Source organism: Janthinobacterium sp. BHSEK, from assembly GCF_056174685.1.
Map to the genome: position 1 here is coordinate 45538 of NZ_JBWBYV010000017.1, position 16802 is coordinate 62339.

The window sequence follows — 16802 nt, forward strand, 5'->3', positions numbered from 1 at the left end:
ATTATGCTGGCAGCCCCGCTCGCTGTTGCGGCGCCGCGCGCCGTGCGTATAATGATTCGCTTTTGCCATCCTCCCGTTTCACTACCGTGCGTGCCCCGGTAGCGCACCCAGCTTTCCGCCATGATGCCTGCCCCTTCCGTCCTGACCATCGCCACGCGCACCTTGCTGTTGTGCGCCCTGGCCATGCCGGCGTGCGCGCAGGAGCTGGTGCCGCCGCCCGTGCCGCAGGCCGGCGTCACGCACGGCGACTTGTCCGCCGAACTGGCGCAGGGCGGCCAGCACAGCATGCGCGCCGCCCTGTCGCGCGACCAGGACGGCATGTCGCTCGACGCGGCCATCGACGGCCTGCGTAACGGCAATTACCGCGATGGCAGCGTGTTTCACCAGCGCGGCTTCAACGGCGGCGCGGAATGGAAGCTGCGCCAGGGCCGCTTCGGCTTCAGCGCCGACCAGCTGAAGCAGGACACCCGCTATCCCGCGCCCGAGGCGCCGTTCCTGTCCTTGCTGGCGGCCCGCCCGGAAGACCTGTACCGCTATGAGGTGCGGCGCGCCAGCGCCTTCGTGCAGCGCTATGTGGGCAGTTTCGAGCTGGGCGTGGAATTGTCGCAGCGGGAAAAGCGCGCCACGGCCCACTATGCGGGCGAGGATGGCAGCAGCGAGTCGAGCTACAGCAGCCGCCGTCGGCAACTGGCGCCCCGCGTGCGCCATTACGGCAAGGTGGGCGGCGTGGGCACGGATACGGAAGTGGGCCTGGACCTGATGCAGTGGCAGCGGCGCTCGGGTCGCGCGGGCGATGCGCAGCGCCGCCAGTACTCGCGCGCGCTGCTGATGCGCGAAGAGCTGGCCTTCGGCGGCGCGTATGCGCCGCGCCTGCTGCTGGGACTGCGGCATGAACAGTTCCAGCTCGATCCGGCCGACATGCCGGCCGGCGGCAGCGACTGGGAAAACCAGAATGCCTGGGACTTGCAGGGCAGCCTGCAGCTGCGCCCGCAGCTGAGCGTGTATGCCAAGGCCGCGCGCAGCTACCGCATCGACGACGATGGCTATACCCGCGCCGGCTACCGCCCCCTGGCGGGACAGCTGCGGCGCGAAACGGAGGTGGGCGCCACCTACGGCGACGCGGCGCGCAGCGCTTCCGTGCGCGTGTTCGGCGAGCGCCTGAGCAACCAGATCGTCTTCGACCAGAGCCTGGGCCAGCTGGGCTTTGCGGGCAACCTCGATCCCTCGCGCCGTGCCGGCATCGCCATCGAGGCCAGCATGGCGCTGGCGCGCGACTGGCGCCTCGACGCCCAGGTGCGCCAGGTGCATGCGCGCTATGACGATTACGCTTACGACGGCCCGGACATCGCCCTCGTGCCGAAGACCCTGGCCAGCCTGCGCCTGTACTGGACGGGGCAGGGCGGCGCCAGTGCCGACGTGGGCGTGCAATGGCTGCGCGCCTTGCGCTACGGCCCCGATTTCGCCGGCAGCTGCCTGGCGCAAGTGCCCGCCTTCGCCACCGTGGACGGTCGCTATGTGCGCAAGCTGGGCGCCTGGGAGCTGGAACTGGCCGGCAGCAACCTGGCCAACCGCCGCCATTACGGCGATGCGCCGGGCTGCCGCTCCAGCATTTACCTCAACGATGCGCGCCAGCTGCGCGTGTCGGCGCGCTACCATTTCTGAGGCAGCGGCGCGGCGGCGCTTAAAAGCGGCTTAATCGGGCGCAAACGGGGCGCGTAAAAGCGCTTTTTTTCCGGCCGGGCCTCATCGCCCGGCGCAAAAAGTGGTAATCTCGCCCCGTTCACGACCACTTATGATGAAGGATTATTATGCGTTTTCTGCGTTTCTTGCGTCCCCTGCTTGCCGCCGTCACCCTGGTGGCGGCCACCGGCGGCGCCATGGCGGCCGATACCGGCTTTACCACGCTCCCGACGCCAGTGCGCACGGACACGGGCAAGAAGGTGGAAGTGGTCGAGTATTTCATGTACTCGTGCCCGCACTGCTACGCGCTCGATCCGCTGATGCACGACTGGGTCAAGAAGCAGGGCGACAAGATCGCCTTCCGCCGCATCCACCTGGCCTTCTCCGGCCCGAAGGATCCGCAGGCGCACGCCTATGCCACCCTGGAAGCGATGGGCCAGCTGGACCAGTTCCACGACAAGATCTTCCGCGCCATCCACGTCGAGCGCAACCGCCTGAACCGCGATGACGCCATCCTCGACCTGCTGGTGAAGAACGGCATCGACAAGGCGAAGTACCTGGAGATGTTCAATTCCTTCGGCGTGCAGACCAAGCTGAAACGCAACGAGCAATTGATCGCCGCCAGCAAGATCGACAGCGCGCCGACCATCGTCATCGACGGCCGCTTCGTGACGTCGCCGGCACAGCTGTCGCGTCCTGGCCAGTCCGAGCCGCAGACCCAGGCGGCGACCCTGCGCGTGATGGATGAACTGGTGGCGCGCACCCTGAAAGAGCGCGCTCCCGCGCCAGCGAAGAAGTAAGCGGAGAAACCATGAAACAGCTGCCCTGGACCCTGTGCGTGCTGGCCCTCGCCCTCGTGGCGTGGTTGTCGATCGCCATCGTCAACGTGGAAAACCAGCGCAATGCGCTGGCCAGCAAGGCTTGCGTGGACCCCGCGTTCAAGAACGAGGTCGATGCGAAATGCCTGGCGTCCGTGCAGACGCGCGAACACTGGTGGCAGCACCTGACTTATGCCATGACGCACTTCAGGTCATAGAACGCCGGATAAAATCTACTGCGCGTCGCGCTTTGCGGCCGGCGATGCTCACCGGCTCGGCGCCCCCGTACAAAGTACGGTTGCGCTTCTTGGCCACAAGGGGGCGCCGAGCCTCACTGCCGCTCGCTACGATTTTCTCCGGCGTCGTGACGATGAGGGATGGATCGGCAAACTGCCCGCTTTGTGCGGGCTTTTTTACGTCTGCAGCTTGCGGGTATCATGAGACCACAACCATCGAGGAGGGACAATGAAGGAAGTGATCCTGATTACGGGCAGCAGCCGCGGCATCGGTGCGGCGACGGCGCTGCTGGCGGCGCGCCAGGGCTATGCCGTCTGCGTCAACTATGTGCGCGATGCGCAGGCGGCCGGGGAACTGTGCGCGCGCATCGTGGCGGAAGGGGGCGAAGCCATCGCCGTGCAGGCCGACGTCAGCGATGAGGCGGACGTGGCGCGTTTGTTCGATGAAGTCGATGCGCGCCTGGGCACGCTCACGGCGCTGGTCAACAATGTGGGCGTGCTGGAGCAGAAATGCCGGCTGGCCGACATGTCCGTGCAGCGCCTCGAACGCGTGCTGCGCACCAACGTGATCAGTTATTTCCTCTGTTGCCAGCAGGCCGTGCGGCGCATGTCGACGGCGAACGGCGGGCGGGGCGGACGCATCGTGAATGTCTCGTCGGTGGCCGCGCGCATCGGCTCCCCGGGCGAATACATCGATTACGCCGCTTCCAAGGGCGCCGTCGATACCCTGACCCTCGGGCTGGCGAAGGAAGTGGCGGCCGAGGGCATCCGCGTCAACGGCGTGCGGCCCGGCATCATCTACACGGACATCCACGCCTCTGGCGGCGAACCGGGGCGGGTGGCGCGCCTGGCATCGGGCGTGCCCATGCAGCGGGGCGGCCAGCCGGAAGAAATCGCCGACGCCATCCTGTACCTGCTGGGGCCGGGCGCGACGTATGTGACGGGCAGCATCCTCGACGTGGCCGGCGGGCGCTGATTTTCAACGCATTTTCAACTTATTTTCAACCCTTGCAAGCAATTGCTTCAAGCGCGGGACCAATTATCAAGCAGGGCAAGCGAGTCCAGAATGACGGGGTGCTATGCGCACGCCGATTAACTCATTTGGAACCACCATGCCCACTTTTGCTCCCGCCATCCTGGCCCTGTCCCTGCTGGCCGCCGCGCCAGCCCATTGCGCCGCCAATCTGCCCATGCCCGCCCACCTGTCCGGCGCGCAAGCCGACGCCACGGTGGCGCTGGCCGCGCGCCGCTATGCCGCGTTCTGGGAAAGCGGCGATCCGGCCCTGGCACGGCTGGCACTGGCCGACGATTTTATGGACCGCACCTTGCCTGCGGGCCGGCCGCAGGGACTGGCCGGCCCGCTGCAGGCGTCGCAGGTGTTCCACGCGGCCGTGCCGGACTTGAAGGTGGCCATCGAGGAGATGCTGGTGGCGGGCGACCGGGTGACTTTGCGCCTGCATTTCACGGGCCGCTTCACGGGCGTCTTCCCCACGCCGCAGGGGCCCTTGCAGGGGCAGGGACAAGCCATCGATTTCCATGCGTTTGATTTATATCAGGTCAATGCGCAGGGGCGCATCAGCGATAACTGGCACCTGGAAGACAACCTGACCCTGCTGCGCCAGCTGGGCGTGCTGCCGCGGTAAGGATGGCCGTCAGGCTTGCAGCGCGGCGAACTGCCGCACGAGGAAGTCGGCCAGCAGGGCGACGCGCGGCGGCTGGAAGCGGCTGCGCCGGTACAGCAGGTTCAGGGGGACGCTGTCGGCAAAGTAATCGTCGAGCACCGTCTGCAAGCGCCCCGCGCGCAGGTCGTCGCCGATGTCGAGCAGGGATTTGTAGGCGTAGCCATGGCCGGCCACGGCCCAGCGGCGGATGATTTCGCCGTCGTTGCTGTGCCAGTCCCCCGGCAGGCGCAGGCTGTGGCGCTTGCCGTCTGCGCGGTAGCGCCATTCCTGCGGCGCGCCGTCGCCGGCCGTGAGCACGAGCGTCGGCAACGAGGCCAGGTCGTGCGGCATGGCCGGCACGCCCACCTTGACGGCCAGCGCGGGCGCCACGCACACGACGCGCCGGCCCGGGTGCAGCAGGCGCGCCACCATCTCGCTGTCGGGCAGCTCGCCGTAGCGGATGGCCAGGTCGACGTCGTCCTGCACCAGGTTGGCCGTGATGTCCGTCAGGGTCAGCGCATGGCGCAGCTGCGGGTGCAGCGCGGCGAAGCGGTCGAGCATGGGCAGCAGCAGCTGGCGGCCGATGTCGGACGGCGCCGAGATCCGTACCACGCCGCGCACGGCGCCGCCGCTCCCGTGCAAGCCGTCTTCCGCCTGCGCCAGCAAGTCCAGCGCCTGTTCGCTGTACTGGCGGTAGTGCAAACCTTCTTGCGTCAGGCGCAGCTGGCGCGTGGTGCGCTCGAACAGGGTGGCGCCCAGCGCCGTTTCCAGGCGCGCGATGGCGGCGCTGGCGGCGGCCGGCGACAGGCCGTGCTTGCGGCCGGCCGCGGAAAAGCTGCCCAACGCCGCGGCGTCGAGGAACAGGGCGATTTCCGCCAGGCGCCCGGCGCCGCCGCGCATCATGATCATGCCGGGTGCGCGGCCGCAGGCTTGGGCGCAGGCGCAGAATGGGGCGCCGAGTGGGGCGTGATCACGACGGTGCAGGTGGTGCCGGCCACCAGGACCTGATTCCTGTCTTGTTCATCTATGTGGATGCGCACGGGCACGCGCTGCGCCAGGCGCACCCAGTTGAAGGTGGGATTGACGTCGGCCAGCAGTTCGCGGCCCGTGGCGGCGTCGCGGTCGGTGATGCCGCGCGCGATGCTCTCGATGTGGCCGTGCAGGGTGCCGCCGCTCATCAGATTCATTTCCGCCTTGTCGTCCTGCGCCAGCATGCCCAGCTTGGTCTCTTCGAAGTAGCCGACGACGTAGTACGAGGCGCTGTCGATGACGGCCAGCTTGGCCGCGCCGACGGCGGCGAAATCGCCCTTGTGCACGTTCAGGTTCGTCACGTAGCCGCTGACGGGGGCGCGCACGGTGGTGCGTTCCAGGTTCAGTTGGGCCAGCGCGCGCGCGGCCACGGCGGCCTGCACTTGCGACGAGGCCGAGCTGGCGGCGTAGGCCGCGCTTTCGCGGCTTTCCGTCGAGATGATGCTGGCGTCCAGATTGGCGCGGCGCTGCGCTTCCTTGCCGCGGCGGCCCATTTCCGTTTTTTGCGCGGCAAGCACGGCGTCGGCCTGGGCCAGCGCGCTGGCATAGCGTTCCTTGTCGACGACGAACAGGATATCGCCCTTTTGCACGACCTGGTTGTCGCGCACCAGCACCTCCGTGACGGTGCCGGCCACGTCGGCGCTGATGTTGACGATGTCGGCCTTGATGCGCCCGTCGCGCGTCCACGGCGACTCCATGTAGCGGTCCCAGACGGTCTTGCCTATCCATAGGGCTGCGGCCAAGAGCAGCAGGGTGATTGCATAGCGTGTCAGTTTGCTTACCATGTCGGCAGCCTTTCCTTGATCAGGTTGAACAGTTTTTTTTATTTGTAAAGCGATAGAGCCAGCGCGCCGAAGATGGCGATGAAGATGCACAGCCGCGCCAGCGACGGGTGCCACACCATGCGGTACACGCCCAGCCAGCCCAGCACGCGGTCGAGCAGGGTTTGCAGACCGATGCTGAGGATGAACAGGGGCAGCAGGGTAGGAATCAGAATTCCGAACAGGGCGAATTCACGCGGCATGGTGGTCTCCGGCGCCAGGCGCCATGTGGTCGAGTAATGAGGTGTAGATCGAATGCAGGTCGGCCAAGGCCGTCTGCAGGCGCGCGCTGCGTTCGGCTGTCGCATCGGCTTGCGTTTGCGCCGCGCGCACCACGGCGCCCGCCTGCAGGGTGGCGTCCAGCGCCGCCTGCAGTTGCGCATCGCCGCGCGTGCGCAGCCAGGCGGCGATGCCGTCCACGCACTGCTGCAGCGCATGGCGCGTGGCGCCCGGGCGGGCGGTCGCGATCAGGTCGCGCAATTCGATCACGGAATGGCCGATCTCCAGCAGGGTCAGGGCCTGGCGCACGACGGCGCGCGTGGCCTCGCCCGGCGCCGGTCCGGCCGCCGCATTGAGCTGGCTGAGCAGGTCGCGCACGCGGTTGTCGAAGCGGTGCTTGACCCGGCGCGCCGGCGCCGTGCACGCCTGCAGCGCTTCGCGCCAGAGGGCCGGGCCGATATGGTCCTTGTGGCCCATCGTGTGCTCGGGCAGCAGCACGGCGAACACGAGGGCGGCCAGCATCAGGCCGACGATCAGCGCCATGCCCGTGTTCAAAAAGGCCGCGCCGTCGACGTGCATCAGATTCGTCGGCGCCATCTGCGTGATGAAGGTGGACACGCCCAGGCCCACGCCCAGCTTGGCGGGATTCGTCATCAGGTACAGGCCGACGGCGAGGAAGGGCGCAAAGCTGAGCACCAGCATGGGGAAGCCGTCGCCGTGCACCAGCACGAAATACACGCAGACGAGCGACAGGGGCATGGCGATCAAAAAGCCCGTCAGCACTTGCCGGATCATCAGGATGGGGCGCGGCGAGGACGAGGCCAGCGCGCAGAACACGGCCGCCATCAGCATCGCCGTGCTGGCGTAGGGCCAGGCGAGGAAGTAGGCGCCCAGCGCCAGCAGGGCCAGGCTGATGCCGGCGCGCGCGCCGCTGGCGAGCACCAGCGCGGGCGGCGTCTTCGGCGCATACGCCTGCGGCGTGCTCACGTCGAGCGGCGTGTCGTGCACGAGGCTGAAATACACTTCGTGAAAGCGGCTCATGTCGCGCGCGAAGCGCTCGAGCAGCTCGCAGACGGTGTCGAAATCGATGCGCTGCGCATGCGCGATGGCCGCGCCGTCGATGTCCGCGCGCGCCTGCGCCAGCGCCGTTTGCAGATGCCGCTGCATGGTGTCGAGCGAGTCTTGCGACGGCGTCGCTTGCAGCGCCTCGGCGACGATGGCGTACAGCGGCGCACAGGCCTGCATGACCTGGGTTTCGCCATCGCGCTGCAGGCGGTCGAACAGACGGTGGAAGGTATAGAAGGTGGTCAGCGCCGTCATGAAGGTGGCGTTGAAGGCGTGCAGCTTGCGGTTCTGCGCGCGCACGTGGCTCACTTTGCTGGTGACTTCGAACAGCGCGGCCGAGCGCCCCAGTTCCAGCGCCGCCACGTCGGCGGCAAACTGCAGATGCGTCAGTTCCACCTGCGCCGGCGTGAGCTTTTGCTGCAGCACGTCATGGCAAAAGGCGAGGAATTTGCCGTAGCGGGCCTGCACCGTGCGCATCACCTGCGTGCCCTGGTGGCGCGGCAGCAGTACGCTGGAGACGGCGGCCGAGCAGATGATGCCCAGGCCCACTTCAGCCACGCGCGTGACGGCCAGCGAGAATACCTGCATCGGCTGCTCGATGGCGGGCAGCACGATCATGCAGGCCGTGTAGCCGGCCAGCACGTACACATACGATTGGGCGTTGCGGTGCAGGGCCGAGCCGCTCGTGCACAGGCCCACCCACAGGGCCAGGCCGGCGAACAGCAGCACGGGCTGCTGCGGGAACAGGCCGATCAGGGTCAGCGCGGCCGTGCATCCCAGCAGGGTGCCGCACAGGCGGTAAAAGCTTTTTTCCAGCACCATGCCGCTGCTGGGCAGGGCCAGGATGATGGTGGTGGTCATCGCCGTACTGGGCGAGTCGAGGCCCAGGCGGTAGGCCAGCCACAGGGCGCAGAACGCGGCGATGAGGGTCTTGCCGACGTAGATCCAGCGTTCGCCTTCCGTCGCGCGCCAGTCCTGCAGCGCCAGCGCCAGCCAGTGGGCCGCCCGGCTCAGGGGGCCATATGTGGGTTTTGTTGCTGTGGCTGGCGTCATCGATAGGCTATCAGTTCTGGTTGTTGAGATTGTTCAGGTTGCGCAGCTGGCGCATGTACAGCTTGTCGAGCACTTGCAGCTCTTCTTCCGTGAACCCGTCGTACAGGGCCGAGGTTTCCTGGTACACGTCGGGCAGCGCCGTTTCGATCAGCGCGCGGCCCTTGTCGGTCAGCGAAATCATCACGGAGCGGCGGTCGCCGGGGCGCGTGCCGCGGTGGATCAGGCCACGCGTTTCCAGGTCGTTGCACACGCGCGTCAGGTTGGCCGGCTTTTCATGGCAGGCCATGCCCAGGGTGCAGGCGTTCGAGGTTTCGTCGTCCGTGCCGTACAGCACGGCCAGCACCATGTAGCTGGCATCGACCAGGTCGTGCTTTTTCAGCGCGGCATTGGTCAAGTCCTTCATGCCTTTTTGAATGTGGTACGTCATGCGCAACAGGCGCATCAGTTCCATGGGGAAGCCTGGCATGCGCGTGCGGATGTTTTGCAGCCGCTTGGAGGTGGCGTCAAAAGCGGTCATGTCATATTCCTTCATGTGTGAATAAAGCTCCGATTGTATCTTGTTGGGCTAGGGCAATGCCAGGATTGCAAGCCTAGATGCCGCCTCCCAATGCATTCATCAAGGAAACGTACAGATCGAGCTCGCGCGCCCCATTTTGCGCCTGCTGCTGTTCTTCCGCCAGCAGCGCCACTTGCGTGTTGAGCATGTTGATGGCGTCGCTCATGCCCGCCTTGTACGCTTTTTCCGCCAGGTCGCGCGCGCGCTGCGCCGTGGCCAGCGCCTGCACGGTCAGCTGGTGCTGCTTTTCCAGCGATTGTGCCTTGGTGACGGCGTTGGCCACGTCCGACATGGCGTTGATGACGGTGGCGTTGTACTGTTCCACGGCGCCGTCGTACACGGCCGTCTGGCTGCCCAGCTGCGCGCGCAAACGGGCGCCGGCAAAGATGGGCAGGCTCAGCGCGGGAGAGGCGCCGCGGATGTCCGAGTTGGCATCGAGAAAATGGCTGAAACCGAAGGCCTGGAAGCCGGCAAAGGCCACCAGGTTGACGTTCGGGTAGAACTCGGCCTTGGCCGCATCGATGCGCCGCGCTGCCGCTTCCACTCGCCAGCGCTGGGCGGCGATGTCGGGCCGGCGGCCGATCAGGTCGGCGGGCAGGGCGGCGGGAATGGCCAGCGGCTGGTCCAGGCGCAGCACGGGGCGCGTGAGCGCCGCACCCGCTGCCGGACCCTTGCCGGCCAGCGCGGCCAGCTGGTTGCGCAGCAGGGCCAGCGACTCGGCCGACTGCTCCAGCTGGCGGCGTCCCGCGGGCAAGGTGGTTTCGATCTGCGCCACGTCAATGTCCGTGCCGATGCCGGCCGCCTTGCGCTGGCGCGTGATGTCGAGGATGCGGGCGCGCTGCGCCAGGCTGCGTTCGATCACGTCCTGCAGCTGGAATTCATACGACAACTGGATGTAGGTGCGCACCAGCGCCGTTTCCAGGGCCAGGCGGGCCATCTGCGATTCGGCCGACGCCATCTGCACGTCGCCCAGGGCGGCGGACAGGGCGGCGCGGTTGCGGCCCCACAGGTCCAGGTCGTACGAGGCCGTGACGGTGGCCTGGTTGCGCCACGCGTAGTTGCCGGCCAGCGGCGCCGGCGTGCTGCCGTGCTGCGAATACAGTTCGCGGTTGATGGAGACGTTCGCGTCCGCCTGCGGGCGGGTCTTGTCCTCGGCTGCGCCGGCCAGCGCCTCGGCCTGGCGCACGCGCGCCTGGGCGCCGCGCAGGGTGGGGCTGTCGGCCAGCGCCTGCTCCATCAGGTGGTTCAATTGCGGGTCGTGCAAGTCTTGCCACCATTGCGTGCGCGGCCATTGTATGGCGGCGCTGGCGGCGGCATCCATGGCCTGGCTCGCTTTCAGCTTGTTGGCATCGAGCATGGCCGATTGCGGCGCGATATGGCCCATGTCGGCGCAAGCGCTCAAGGCAAGGATCAGGCTGGCAGCAAGCAAACGGCGGTGCAGGGACATGCAGGAACTCCGGGAGAGATATGTTGGGGGTGCTGCTGGGGTATCACAGCTCGCCGCGGTGAGCGCCGGGAGTGGCCCGGGTGCTGCGCCGCAACTGAGTTGTTACTGACTGAAACCGGCTGACTGGTTTCTTATTGCACGACGTGCTTGGCCGTTTGCGCGACATCAAAGTCCGCTTCCGTTTGCGGGATCAGGCCAGCCTTGCGGGCGGCGTAGAACTCGGCCATGACTTGTTCGCGCGTCACCTGGCTGGCGGCGGTGGCCGGCGTTTTCGGATAGTCGACTTCGCTGGTGGCGATTTCGCCGGCGTTGCGGGCACGGATGTATTCGGCCGTGACGTCAGCGCGCGTGAGTTGCTGGCTGGCAGCGGCAGGCGCGGCGCTTTGGGCGAAAGCCGAAGTGGCGGTGGTGATGGCAAACAATGCTGCGATGAGTGATTTGGCTTGCATGATAAGACTCCAAAATGTGCATGATGGCTGGGTGGATGGGCCGGATCGCCACGTACCGGTCGGTTCGGCGGCGCTGCGCTGGTGGGCGCCGTGCCGCCGATGAAGCAATTTCTGGATGAGAAGATGCTTACTTGAATTAACTATAGCAATGAATAGTACATTTGTGAAGTAATTTCTGAAAATATTTGTGCGCCGCCGCATTTCCCCCTCGTAAAAGGCCGGGCAGGCGTGCGCCGCTGGACTGGCCAGGAGAGTAAGCTGGTTTTTTTGTTAACGGGAGTCAGCCATGAGCAGCAGCACACTCGATCCGGACAATTTGCCCGTCACGCCCGACCGCGTCCTGGGCAGCGGCCATGGCAAGGGCGCGCTCGGTCCCAGCGACAGTTCCGACAGCGGCAGCGACATGCAGGGCGTGCCCGGCCAGGATGTTGAAGCGTTGGAGAACGACAGCGATGCGGCCGGCACGGGCGAACGGGCCGGCGTGGAGCCGCGCAATACGGCGCCCGATGGCGGCGACATCGACGTCGATCATGTGGAAAGCCTGGCGCCCGTAACGCCGGCGGAGGAGGGCGAGGGGGAATTGCCGCCACGAATTACTGTCCCTCCCGCGCCATCGGCGTAAAATGCGGGCAAGGCGGCATGCGCGCCGCCATGGCCAGCCGGCCTGCACAGGATAGGATGTCAGAGGATGCAAACGCAGATGTCGGAAGAGAAAGAAAAAGACTTGATGTCGATGTACCGCGAGACGCGGCCACGCGAGTTTTTTGGCGAAAAAAGTAACACCAATCACCTGGCCTGGAGTGCGCTGGTGATCTTGCTGGCGCTGGCGTTCTGGCTCGTCGTGGCCCTGGCGGCGGCGGAAAACCAGCGCTATGCCCTGGAAACGAAGGTGTGCCAGGATCGCGTGTTCCCCACGGAAATCGACACGTCTTGCCTGAAACAGGTCAGGTCGCGCGATCACTGGTGGCAGCACGTGGGCCACGCGCTGCTGCGGATGGGCGCCTGACCCGGGTGTGAGCCGGCGGTGGTGGGAGCCGCCGCAGTGACAGGGGAACGGGGCGACAGGTAAATGGGGCAATAGTGCGACAGTGCGGGAGGCGCCATGCCACGCGATCACTCGCGCGAGCAGCCGCAATGGCTGCTGGCGCGCCACAGTGCCTTGACGGCGCGACAGTTGCTGCGCGCCTATGGCTTGCTATGCCTGTTTTCCCTGACGATTGCCGCCGCCTTTGCGCTGCGCGGCCTCTGGTACATTCCCGTCTTTTCGTTCGCCGAGCTGGGCCTGGTGGCCGTCGCCCTGCTGCATTACCTGCGCCATGCGCGCGACTATGAGCACATCGCCCTGCGCGATGGCGAACTGATCATCGAACAGGTCAGCGCCGGCCACTGCCGGCGCCACCACTTTTCGCCATGGCGCACGCGCGTCGAAGTGCCGTGCTGGCCGCGCCAGTTGATACGCATCAAGGATAGCGGTCATGGCGGCGCGCAGGTGGACGTGGGCGTCTTCGCCACGCCCGAACGGCGCCGGCAGGTGGCGCAGGAACTATGCGCGCTGCTGCCAACGCCCCTGTCGCCGCCAGCGCTGCCCTGAACGCCTTACACGGCCCGCGACGGGCCTTCCCACAGATTGATATGGCCTTCGCGTGCCTGCACGTCGATGGCGGCCAGCTCGTCGGCCGTGAACGACAATTGCTGCAGCGCGGCCACGTTTTCGCGGATTTGCGCGCTGCTGCTCGCGCCGATCAGGGTCGAGGTGACGCGCGCATCGCGCAGCACCCAGGCCAGCGCCATCTGCGCCAGGGTCTGGCCCCGCTGCGCGGCGATCTGATTCAGGGCGCGCACGCGGGCCAGGTTTTCCGCGCTCAGGTGCTGTTGCAGCAGCGAGCCGCCGCCGGGGCGGTTGACGCGCGCATCCTGCGGCACGCCATCGAGGTATTTGTCGCTGAGCAAACCCTGCGCCAGCGCCGTGAACGTGATGCAGCCCATGCCTTCTTGCTGCAAGGTATCGAGCAAGCCGTCTTCCTCGATCCAGCGGTTGAGCATGTTGTAGGCAGGCTGGTGGATCAAACACGGCACTTTCCACTCCTTCAGCAGGGCGGCCGCCTCGGCCGTCTTTTGCGGCGAGTAAGACGACAGGCCCACGTACAGTGCCTTGCCCTGCTGCACGGCGGTCGCCAGCGCGCCCATGGTTTCTTCCAGCGGCGTGTCGGCGTCGTAGCGGTGCGAGTAAAAGATGTCGACATAGTCGAGACCCAGGCGCCGCAAGCTCTGGTCCAGGCTGGCCAGCACGTATTTGCGCGAACCGCCGCCCTGGCCGTACGGGCCCGGCCACATGTCCCAGCCCGCCTTGGTGGAAATGATCAGCTCATCGCGGTACGGTAAAAAATCGTCGCGCAGCAGCTTGCCGAAATTGCTTTCCGCGCTGCCGTAGGGCGGGCCGTAGTTGTTGGCCAGGTCGAAATGCGTGATGCCCAGGTCGAAGGCCGTGCGCAGCATGTCGCGCTGCGAAGCCAGATTGTTGCTGTCGCCAAAGTTGTGCCACAGGCCCAGGGACAGCAGCGGCAGTTTCAGCCCGCTGCGCCCGCACGTGCGGTATGGCATGCTGTCGTAGCGGTTCTCGGCGGCGTGGTAGGTCATGGCATCTCCTTGTAAATGAATCGCCTATTTTGGCGCAAAATCAAGGTGTGCGTGCGTGCGCCTTGCGCGCGGCGGGACGCGCCTTACAATGGGCGTTCAGGAATCTCGCAAGGAGCGGTCATGGAAATCGAATTGAAATTGCTGCTGGCGCCGCAAGACGCGCCCCGCCTGCGCGCCCACCCGCTGCTGGCGCAGGCTGCGCAAGCAGAGGTGCAGGTGCTGCAGATGCACGATATCTATGTCGATACGCCCGATTTGCAGCTGTGCCGCCACCACGCGGGCTTGCGCGTGCGCCAGGTGGACGGGCACTGGGTGCAAACCCTGAAGGCGGGCGGCACGGTCAACGGCGGCTTGCACAGCCGCCACGAATGGGAAGGCGACGTGCCGGGGCCGCAGCCGGATCTGGCCGCGCTCGACTCTGCCATCGGCCGCAAGCAGCCCGTCCGCGCGCTGCTGCGCCAGGACGCCGTCCGCGACGCCTTGCGGCCCGTGTTTACCACGCGCATCGAACGCACCGTCTGGCAGCTGCGCACGCCGCAGGGCGACCAGATCGAATGCGTGCTGGACCAGGGTGTCATTGAAAGCGGCGTGGACGGGGCCGATGGTGCCGATGGTACCGTATACAGCGTGCCCGTCAGCGAGGTCGAACTGGAATTGAAGCAGGGGCAAGCTTCCAGCCTGTTCGACGTGGCGCTGGCGCTGCTGCGGGACGTGCCGCTGCAGCTGGGCCACATGAGCAAGGCGGAACGCGGTTACCGCCTGGCGGTGCCGCAGCCTCTGCAGGCGGTCAAGGCGCAGCCGCTGGCGCTGGACGCGGCCATGTCGGTGGAACAGGTGTTTGTGGCCATCGCCGGCAATTGCCTGGAACAGGTCAGCGGCAACCAGGATGGGGTGGCGGCGGGCGAGGACGTGGAAAGCGTGCACCAGATGCGCGTGGGACTGCGCCGTTTGCGTTCGGCGCTGGGCATGTTCAAGTCCCTGCTGGTGCTGCCGGACGCCTTGAAGGCCGAACTCGACTGGCTGGGCGGCGCGCTGGGCGAGGCGCGCGATTGGGATGTGTTGGCTGGCAATACCCTGGCGCAGCTCGACGGCGAGGCGCAGGCCGATGCGGCGGCGCTGGCACAGGCCGCGCACGCGCAGGCGCGGCTCAAGCACCAACTAGCCGCCCAGGCCGTCACCTCGGCGCGCTGCACGGCCTGCATGCTGGGCTTGCAGCGCTGGCTGCAGGCGCGCGCCTGGCGCGATGGCTGTTCCGCGCGCCAATTGCGGCGCCTCGATGCGCATGTCTCGCCGTTTGCCCGCGCCACCTTGCGCAAGGACCAGCGCCGCCTGATGAAGCGCGGCAAGCGCCTGCTGCATGCCACGCCGCAGCAGCGCCATCAAGTGCGCATCGCGGCCAAGAAGACGCGCTATGCGACGGAATTCTTTGCCTCGCTGTTTGCGGGCCGGGCCGTGAAACCGTATGTGGGGCGCTTGTCGGCCTTGCAGGATGAACTGGGCTGGCTCAACGACGTGCAGGTGGCCGACCGGTTGCTGCAGCAATTGCCCGAAGTTCAGGCGGGCCAGGCCGACCAGGCTGACCAGCCAGCCCAGGACGGATTGCGGCTGCACGCGGCCTTCGTGCGCGGCTATCTGGCGGCGCGCGCGCAGGCGGACGGCAGCGATGGCCGCATGCACAAGGCCTGGCGGCGCTTCAAGGCGGCCCGCTTGCCGGCCTGAATCCGCTTTTATCGGGCGTGAGGCCCGGCCAGATCAAACCAGGCTAGGCCAGCGGGCGCTGCAACCGGCGCTCGAGGATGGCCAGCGGCGACTTGTGGGGCGCTGCCATGGCGCGCACGGGCAGCAGCCAGGTTTGTTCCAGCGCATGCTGTCCCCGCAGGGCCGCGTGCGATACGGCGTCGCTGAAGACGATCCACGTCTGGCCCGGCGCGAACGCGTGCGTTTGCTGCTCCACCTGCGCCTGGTAATCGAGATCGGCCTTCATGGCGTCGTGCAGCTGCAGCATGTAGTGATCGTAGGCCGTGCGCCGCGACTTGGTGATGCGCAGCCATTGCAGCAGCGCCGCCAGCACGGGTTGCGGACGCTTAGCAAGGGGTAGAAAACGCTGCGCCACCTGCTCGAACGGCGCGCCCAGTTTCCACACGCGGGGCGCGCCGCGCGGATCGATGTTGGTGAAGACGCGCAGGATGCGCCGGCCCTGCGTGGGTGAGGAAGGAAAGCTGTCGACGTGCAGGCGCGTATCGTCCTTGCGCCACGAGGTGATGCGCCCGGCGATTTCCACGGGGCGAAAGCTGCCCTTGCCTTGCTGCAGATGAGGAACATAGCCGGGCAGCAAGCCGGCCAGCAAGTGCCGCGTGTGCCGCGCATAGCGCCGCATCAGCGCGGCCAGCAGGGCCGCATCGCAGGCCTCGCCCTGGCCGCGCACGCCGCGCGCCGCTTCCCAGCTGATGTTCTTGGCGCTGCTGGCGCTACCCACAGCGCCGTCGAGCAGGGCATGCTCTTCCTGTTGCAGGGGAAAGCCCAGAGCCGGCAATAGCAGCACTTGGCCATCTTCGAGCGCCTGCAGCGCCGCCGCTTGCTGCGCGGCGCTGCCGCTGGCGTCCCACCGGGACAGGGAAATGTCGATGAGCTTGCTCATGGCGCAAACGGGAAGACATGGGAGCGGCCAGTATGGGCGCTTGCCGCCCGCTCCCGTTTGCGCTGGCGCAGACTTACATCACAGTTTGCTGTTCTGGCAGCCGGCGCTCACGCATTCGCGCACGCGGTCCTGCAGGAATTGCGCGCGTTCGATGGTGGTCTTGGTGGCGCAATCGAGGTTGACGTAGAAACCCGACGATTCGCGTTTGGAACAGCTGTCGTTGCGGTTGGCGATCCACGCCAGCTGGCCCGATTTCAGCTTCTGCTTGCCGCCGGCATCGAGCTTGGCGGCGAGTGTCTTGTAGTTGGCGTTGAGTTCCTTGTCCGCTTCCTGGTACACCTTGTTGAGGCAATACAGGCCGTCGAAGTCGTTGCGCGGCGTGTCGCAGGCCGAGTTGGCGAAGGCGGAACCGGATGCGCAGAGCAGCAGGGCGAGCAGGCATTTTTTCATGGCGGGCTTTCGGTAAGGGGGAGGGAGATGCAAGAGCATGTCA

The 16802-nt window shown here is 66.7% G+C and carries 19 protein-coding genes; 9 read left to right on the top strand and 10 right to left on the bottom strand.

The features are described from left to right. Positions 1–120 precede the first annotated feature (120 nt). The 5 genes from AC0V2Y_RS08110 to AC0V2Y_RS08130 all read left to right on the top strand — a co-directional run bounded on the left by AC0V2Y_RS08110 (position 121) and on the right by AC0V2Y_RS08130 (position 4377). Complete coding sequence (locus AC0V2Y_RS08110) at positions 121–1662, top strand: TonB-dependent receptor domain-containing protein (RefSeq protein WP_475415686.1); 1542 nt, start codon at positions 121–123, stop codon at positions 1660–1662. 146 nt (positions 1663–1808) lie between these two features. Next, positions 1809–2480 (top strand): thiol:disulfide interchange protein DsbA/DsbL, encoded by a 672-nt coding sequence (locus AC0V2Y_RS08115; protein WP_475415685.1) that lies wholly within the window; start codon positions 1809–1811, stop codon positions 2478–2480. An 11-nt stretch (positions 2481–2491) separates the two neighbouring features. Beyond that, positions 2492–2716 (top strand): hypothetical protein, encoded by a 225-nt coding sequence (locus AC0V2Y_RS08120; protein ID WP_475415684.1) that lies wholly within the window; start codon positions 2492–2494, stop codon positions 2714–2716. A gap of 247 nt (positions 2717–2963) precedes the next feature. Further along, a complete protein-coding gene (locus AC0V2Y_RS08125; RefSeq protein ID WP_475415683.1) occupies positions 2964–3710 on the top strand; it encodes an SDR family oxidoreductase in 747 nt (248 codons plus the stop codon). Between the two features lie 136 nt (positions 3711–3846). Beyond that, on the top strand, positions 3847–4377 hold the full coding sequence (locus tag AC0V2Y_RS08130) for an ester cyclase (RefSeq protein WP_475415682.1): 531 nt from the start codon (positions 3847–3849) through the stop codon (positions 4375–4377). A 9-nt stretch (positions 4378–4386) separates the two neighbouring features. On the opposite strand, the gene AC0V2Y_RS08135 is transcribed toward AC0V2Y_RS08130, so the two are convergent. The 7 genes from AC0V2Y_RS08135 to AC0V2Y_RS08165 form a co-directional block, all read right to left on the bottom strand. Beyond that, positions 4387–5304, bottom strand: a complete 918-nt coding sequence (locus AC0V2Y_RS08135; RefSeq protein WP_475415681.1) for a LysR family transcriptional regulator — start codon at positions 5302–5304, stop codon at positions 4387–4389. Next, positions 5301–6209: an efflux RND transporter periplasmic adaptor subunit gene (locus AC0V2Y_RS08140; RefSeq protein ID WP_475415680.1), complete on the bottom strand. Its 909-nt coding sequence runs from the start codon at positions 6207–6209 to the stop codon at positions 5301–5303. Before AC0V2Y_RS08140 ends, AC0V2Y_RS08135 begins: the two co-directional genes overlap by 4 nt. Positions 6210–6247: 38 nt before the next feature. Then, entirely contained in the window at positions 6248–6448 is a 201-nt protein-coding gene (locus AC0V2Y_RS08145) for a DUF1656 domain-containing protein (protein ID WP_070224633.1), read from the bottom strand. Continuing rightward, positions 6438–8582: an FUSC family protein gene (locus AC0V2Y_RS08150; protein WP_475415679.1), complete on the bottom strand. Its 2145-nt coding sequence runs from the start codon at positions 8580–8582 to the stop codon at positions 6438–6440. The genes AC0V2Y_RS08145 and AC0V2Y_RS08150 overlap by 11 nt, the downstream gene beginning before the upstream one ends. Positions 8583–8592: 10 nt before the next feature. Then, positions 8593–9099 (bottom strand): MarR family winged helix-turn-helix transcriptional regulator, encoded by a 507-nt coding sequence (locus tag AC0V2Y_RS08155; RefSeq protein ID WP_070224646.1) that lies wholly within the window; start codon positions 9097–9099, stop codon positions 8593–8595. A gap of 73 nt (positions 9100–9172) precedes the next feature. After that, positions 9173–10585 (bottom strand): efflux transporter outer membrane subunit, encoded by a 1413-nt coding sequence (locus tag AC0V2Y_RS08160; protein ID WP_475415678.1) that lies wholly within the window; start codon positions 10583–10585, stop codon positions 9173–9175. 131 nt (positions 10586–10716) lie between these two features. Further along, a complete protein-coding gene (locus AC0V2Y_RS08165; protein WP_198511265.1) occupies positions 10717–11034 on the bottom strand; it encodes a DUF4148 domain-containing protein in 318 nt (105 codons plus the stop codon). 286 nt (positions 11035–11320) lie between these two features. Here AC0V2Y_RS08165 and AC0V2Y_RS08170 point away from each other — a divergent pair, with 286 nt between their 5' ends. The 3 genes from AC0V2Y_RS08170 to AC0V2Y_RS08180 all read left to right on the top strand — a co-directional run bounded on the left by AC0V2Y_RS08170 (position 11321) and on the right by AC0V2Y_RS08180 (position 12625). After that, positions 11321–11656 carry a hypothetical protein gene (locus AC0V2Y_RS08170; protein WP_475415677.1) on the top strand — a complete coding sequence of 112 codons (336 nt, stop codon included), beginning with the start codon at positions 11321–11323 and terminating at the stop codon, positions 11654–11656. Between the two features lie 66 nt (positions 11657–11722). Continuing rightward, complete coding sequence (locus tag AC0V2Y_RS08175; protein ID WP_475415676.1) at positions 11723–12040, top strand: hypothetical protein; 318 nt, start codon at positions 11723–11725, stop codon at positions 12038–12040. Between the two features lie 96 nt (positions 12041–12136). Continuing rightward, a complete protein-coding gene (locus tag AC0V2Y_RS08180; RefSeq protein WP_475415675.1) occupies positions 12137–12625 on the top strand; it encodes a DUF2244 domain-containing protein in 489 nt (162 codons plus the stop codon). Between the two features lie 5 nt (positions 12626–12630). Here AC0V2Y_RS08180 and mgrA read toward each other — a convergent pair whose 3' ends face one another. Next, a complete protein-coding gene (mgrA, locus tag AC0V2Y_RS08185; RefSeq protein ID WP_475415674.1) occupies positions 12631–13671 on the bottom strand; it encodes an L-glyceraldehyde 3-phosphate reductase in 1041 nt (346 codons plus the stop codon). 120 nt (positions 13672–13791) lie between these two features. Between mgrA and AC0V2Y_RS08190 the strand changes: the two genes are divergently transcribed. Further along, positions 13792–15390, top strand: coding sequence for a CYTH and CHAD domain-containing protein (locus AC0V2Y_RS08190; RefSeq protein ID WP_475415673.1), 1599 nt, complete (start codon positions 13792–13794; stop codon positions 15388–15390). Between the two features lie 43 nt (positions 15391–15433). Here AC0V2Y_RS08190 and AC0V2Y_RS08195 read toward each other — a convergent pair whose 3' ends face one another. Both AC0V2Y_RS08195 and AC0V2Y_RS08200 read right to left on the bottom strand, forming a co-directional pair. Next, a complete protein-coding gene (locus AC0V2Y_RS08195) occupies positions 15434–16309 on the bottom strand; it encodes a Kdo hydroxylase family protein (RefSeq protein WP_475415672.1) in 876 nt (291 codons plus the stop codon). Positions 16310–16387: 78 nt separating this feature from the next. Beyond that, positions 16388–16759, bottom strand: coding sequence for a lysozyme inhibitor LprI family protein (locus AC0V2Y_RS08200; protein WP_475415671.1), 372 nt, complete (start codon positions 16757–16759; stop codon positions 16388–16390). Between the last annotated feature and the right edge of the window lie 43 nt (positions 16760–16802).

Excerpts from the sequence above, each read along its gene's own strand:
- AC0V2Y_RS08165 (WP_198511265.1), bottom strand. The coding sequence starts at position 11,034 with ATGCAAGCCAAATCACTCATCGCAGCATTGTTTGCCATCACCACCGCC.
- mgrA (WP_475415674.1), bottom strand. The coding sequence starts at position 13,671 with ATGACCTACCACGCCGCCGAGAACCGCTACGACAGCATGCCATACCGC.
- AC0V2Y_RS08180 (WP_475415675.1), top strand. The coding sequence starts at position 12,137 with ATGCCACGCGATCACTCGCGCGAGCAGCCGCAATGGCTGCTGGCGCGC.
- AC0V2Y_RS08150 (WP_475415679.1), bottom strand. The coding sequence starts at position 8,582 with ATGACGCCAGCCACAGCAACAAAACCCACATATGGCCCCCTGAGCCGG.
- AC0V2Y_RS08170 (WP_475415677.1), top strand. The coding sequence starts at position 11,321 with ATGAGCAGCAGCACACTCGATCCGGACAATTTGCCCGTCACGCCCGAC.
- AC0V2Y_RS08120 (WP_475415684.1), top strand. The coding sequence starts at position 2,492 with ATGAAACAGCTGCCCTGGACCCTGTGCGTGCTGGCCCTCGCCCTCGTG.
- AC0V2Y_RS08175 (WP_475415676.1), top strand. The coding sequence starts at position 11,723 with ATGCAAACGCAGATGTCGGAAGAGAAAGAAAAAGACTTGATGTCGATG.
- AC0V2Y_RS08135 (WP_475415681.1), bottom strand. The coding sequence starts at position 5,304 with ATGATCATGATGCGCGGCGGCGCCGGGCGCCTGGCGGAAATCGCCCTG.
- AC0V2Y_RS08110 (WP_475415686.1), top strand. The coding sequence starts at position 121 with ATGATGCCTGCCCCTTCCGTCCTGACCATCGCCACGCGCACCTTGCTG.
- AC0V2Y_RS08140 (WP_475415680.1), bottom strand. The coding sequence starts at position 6,209 with ATGGTAAGCAAACTGACACGCTATGCAATCACCCTGCTGCTCTTGGCC.
- AC0V2Y_RS08190 (WP_475415673.1), top strand. The coding sequence starts at position 13,792 with ATGGAAATCGAATTGAAATTGCTGCTGGCGCCGCAAGACGCGCCCCGC.
- AC0V2Y_RS08195 (WP_475415672.1), bottom strand. The coding sequence starts at position 16,309 with ATGAGCAAGCTCATCGACATTTCCCTGTCCCGGTGGGACGCCAGCGGC.
- AC0V2Y_RS08145 (WP_070224633.1), bottom strand. The coding sequence starts at position 6,448 with ATGCCGCGTGAATTCGCCCTGTTCGGAATTCTGATTCCTACCCTGCTG.
- AC0V2Y_RS08160 (WP_475415678.1), bottom strand. The coding sequence starts at position 10,585 with ATGTCCCTGCACCGCCGTTTGCTTGCTGCCAGCCTGATCCTTGCCTTG.
- AC0V2Y_RS08130 (WP_475415682.1), top strand. The coding sequence starts at position 3,847 with ATGCCCACTTTTGCTCCCGCCATCCTGGCCCTGTCCCTGCTGGCCGCC.
- AC0V2Y_RS08155 (WP_070224646.1), bottom strand. The coding sequence starts at position 9,099 with ATGACCGCTTTTGACGCCACCTCCAAGCGGCTGCAAAACATCCGCACG.
- AC0V2Y_RS08115 (WP_475415685.1), top strand. The coding sequence starts at position 1,809 with ATGCGTTTTCTGCGTTTCTTGCGTCCCCTGCTTGCCGCCGTCACCCTG.
- AC0V2Y_RS08125 (WP_475415683.1), top strand. The coding sequence starts at position 2,964 with ATGAAGGAAGTGATCCTGATTACGGGCAGCAGCCGCGGCATCGGTGCG.
- AC0V2Y_RS08200 (WP_475415671.1), bottom strand. The coding sequence starts at position 16,759 with ATGAAAAAATGCCTGCTCGCCCTGCTGCTCTGCGCATCCGGTTCCGCC.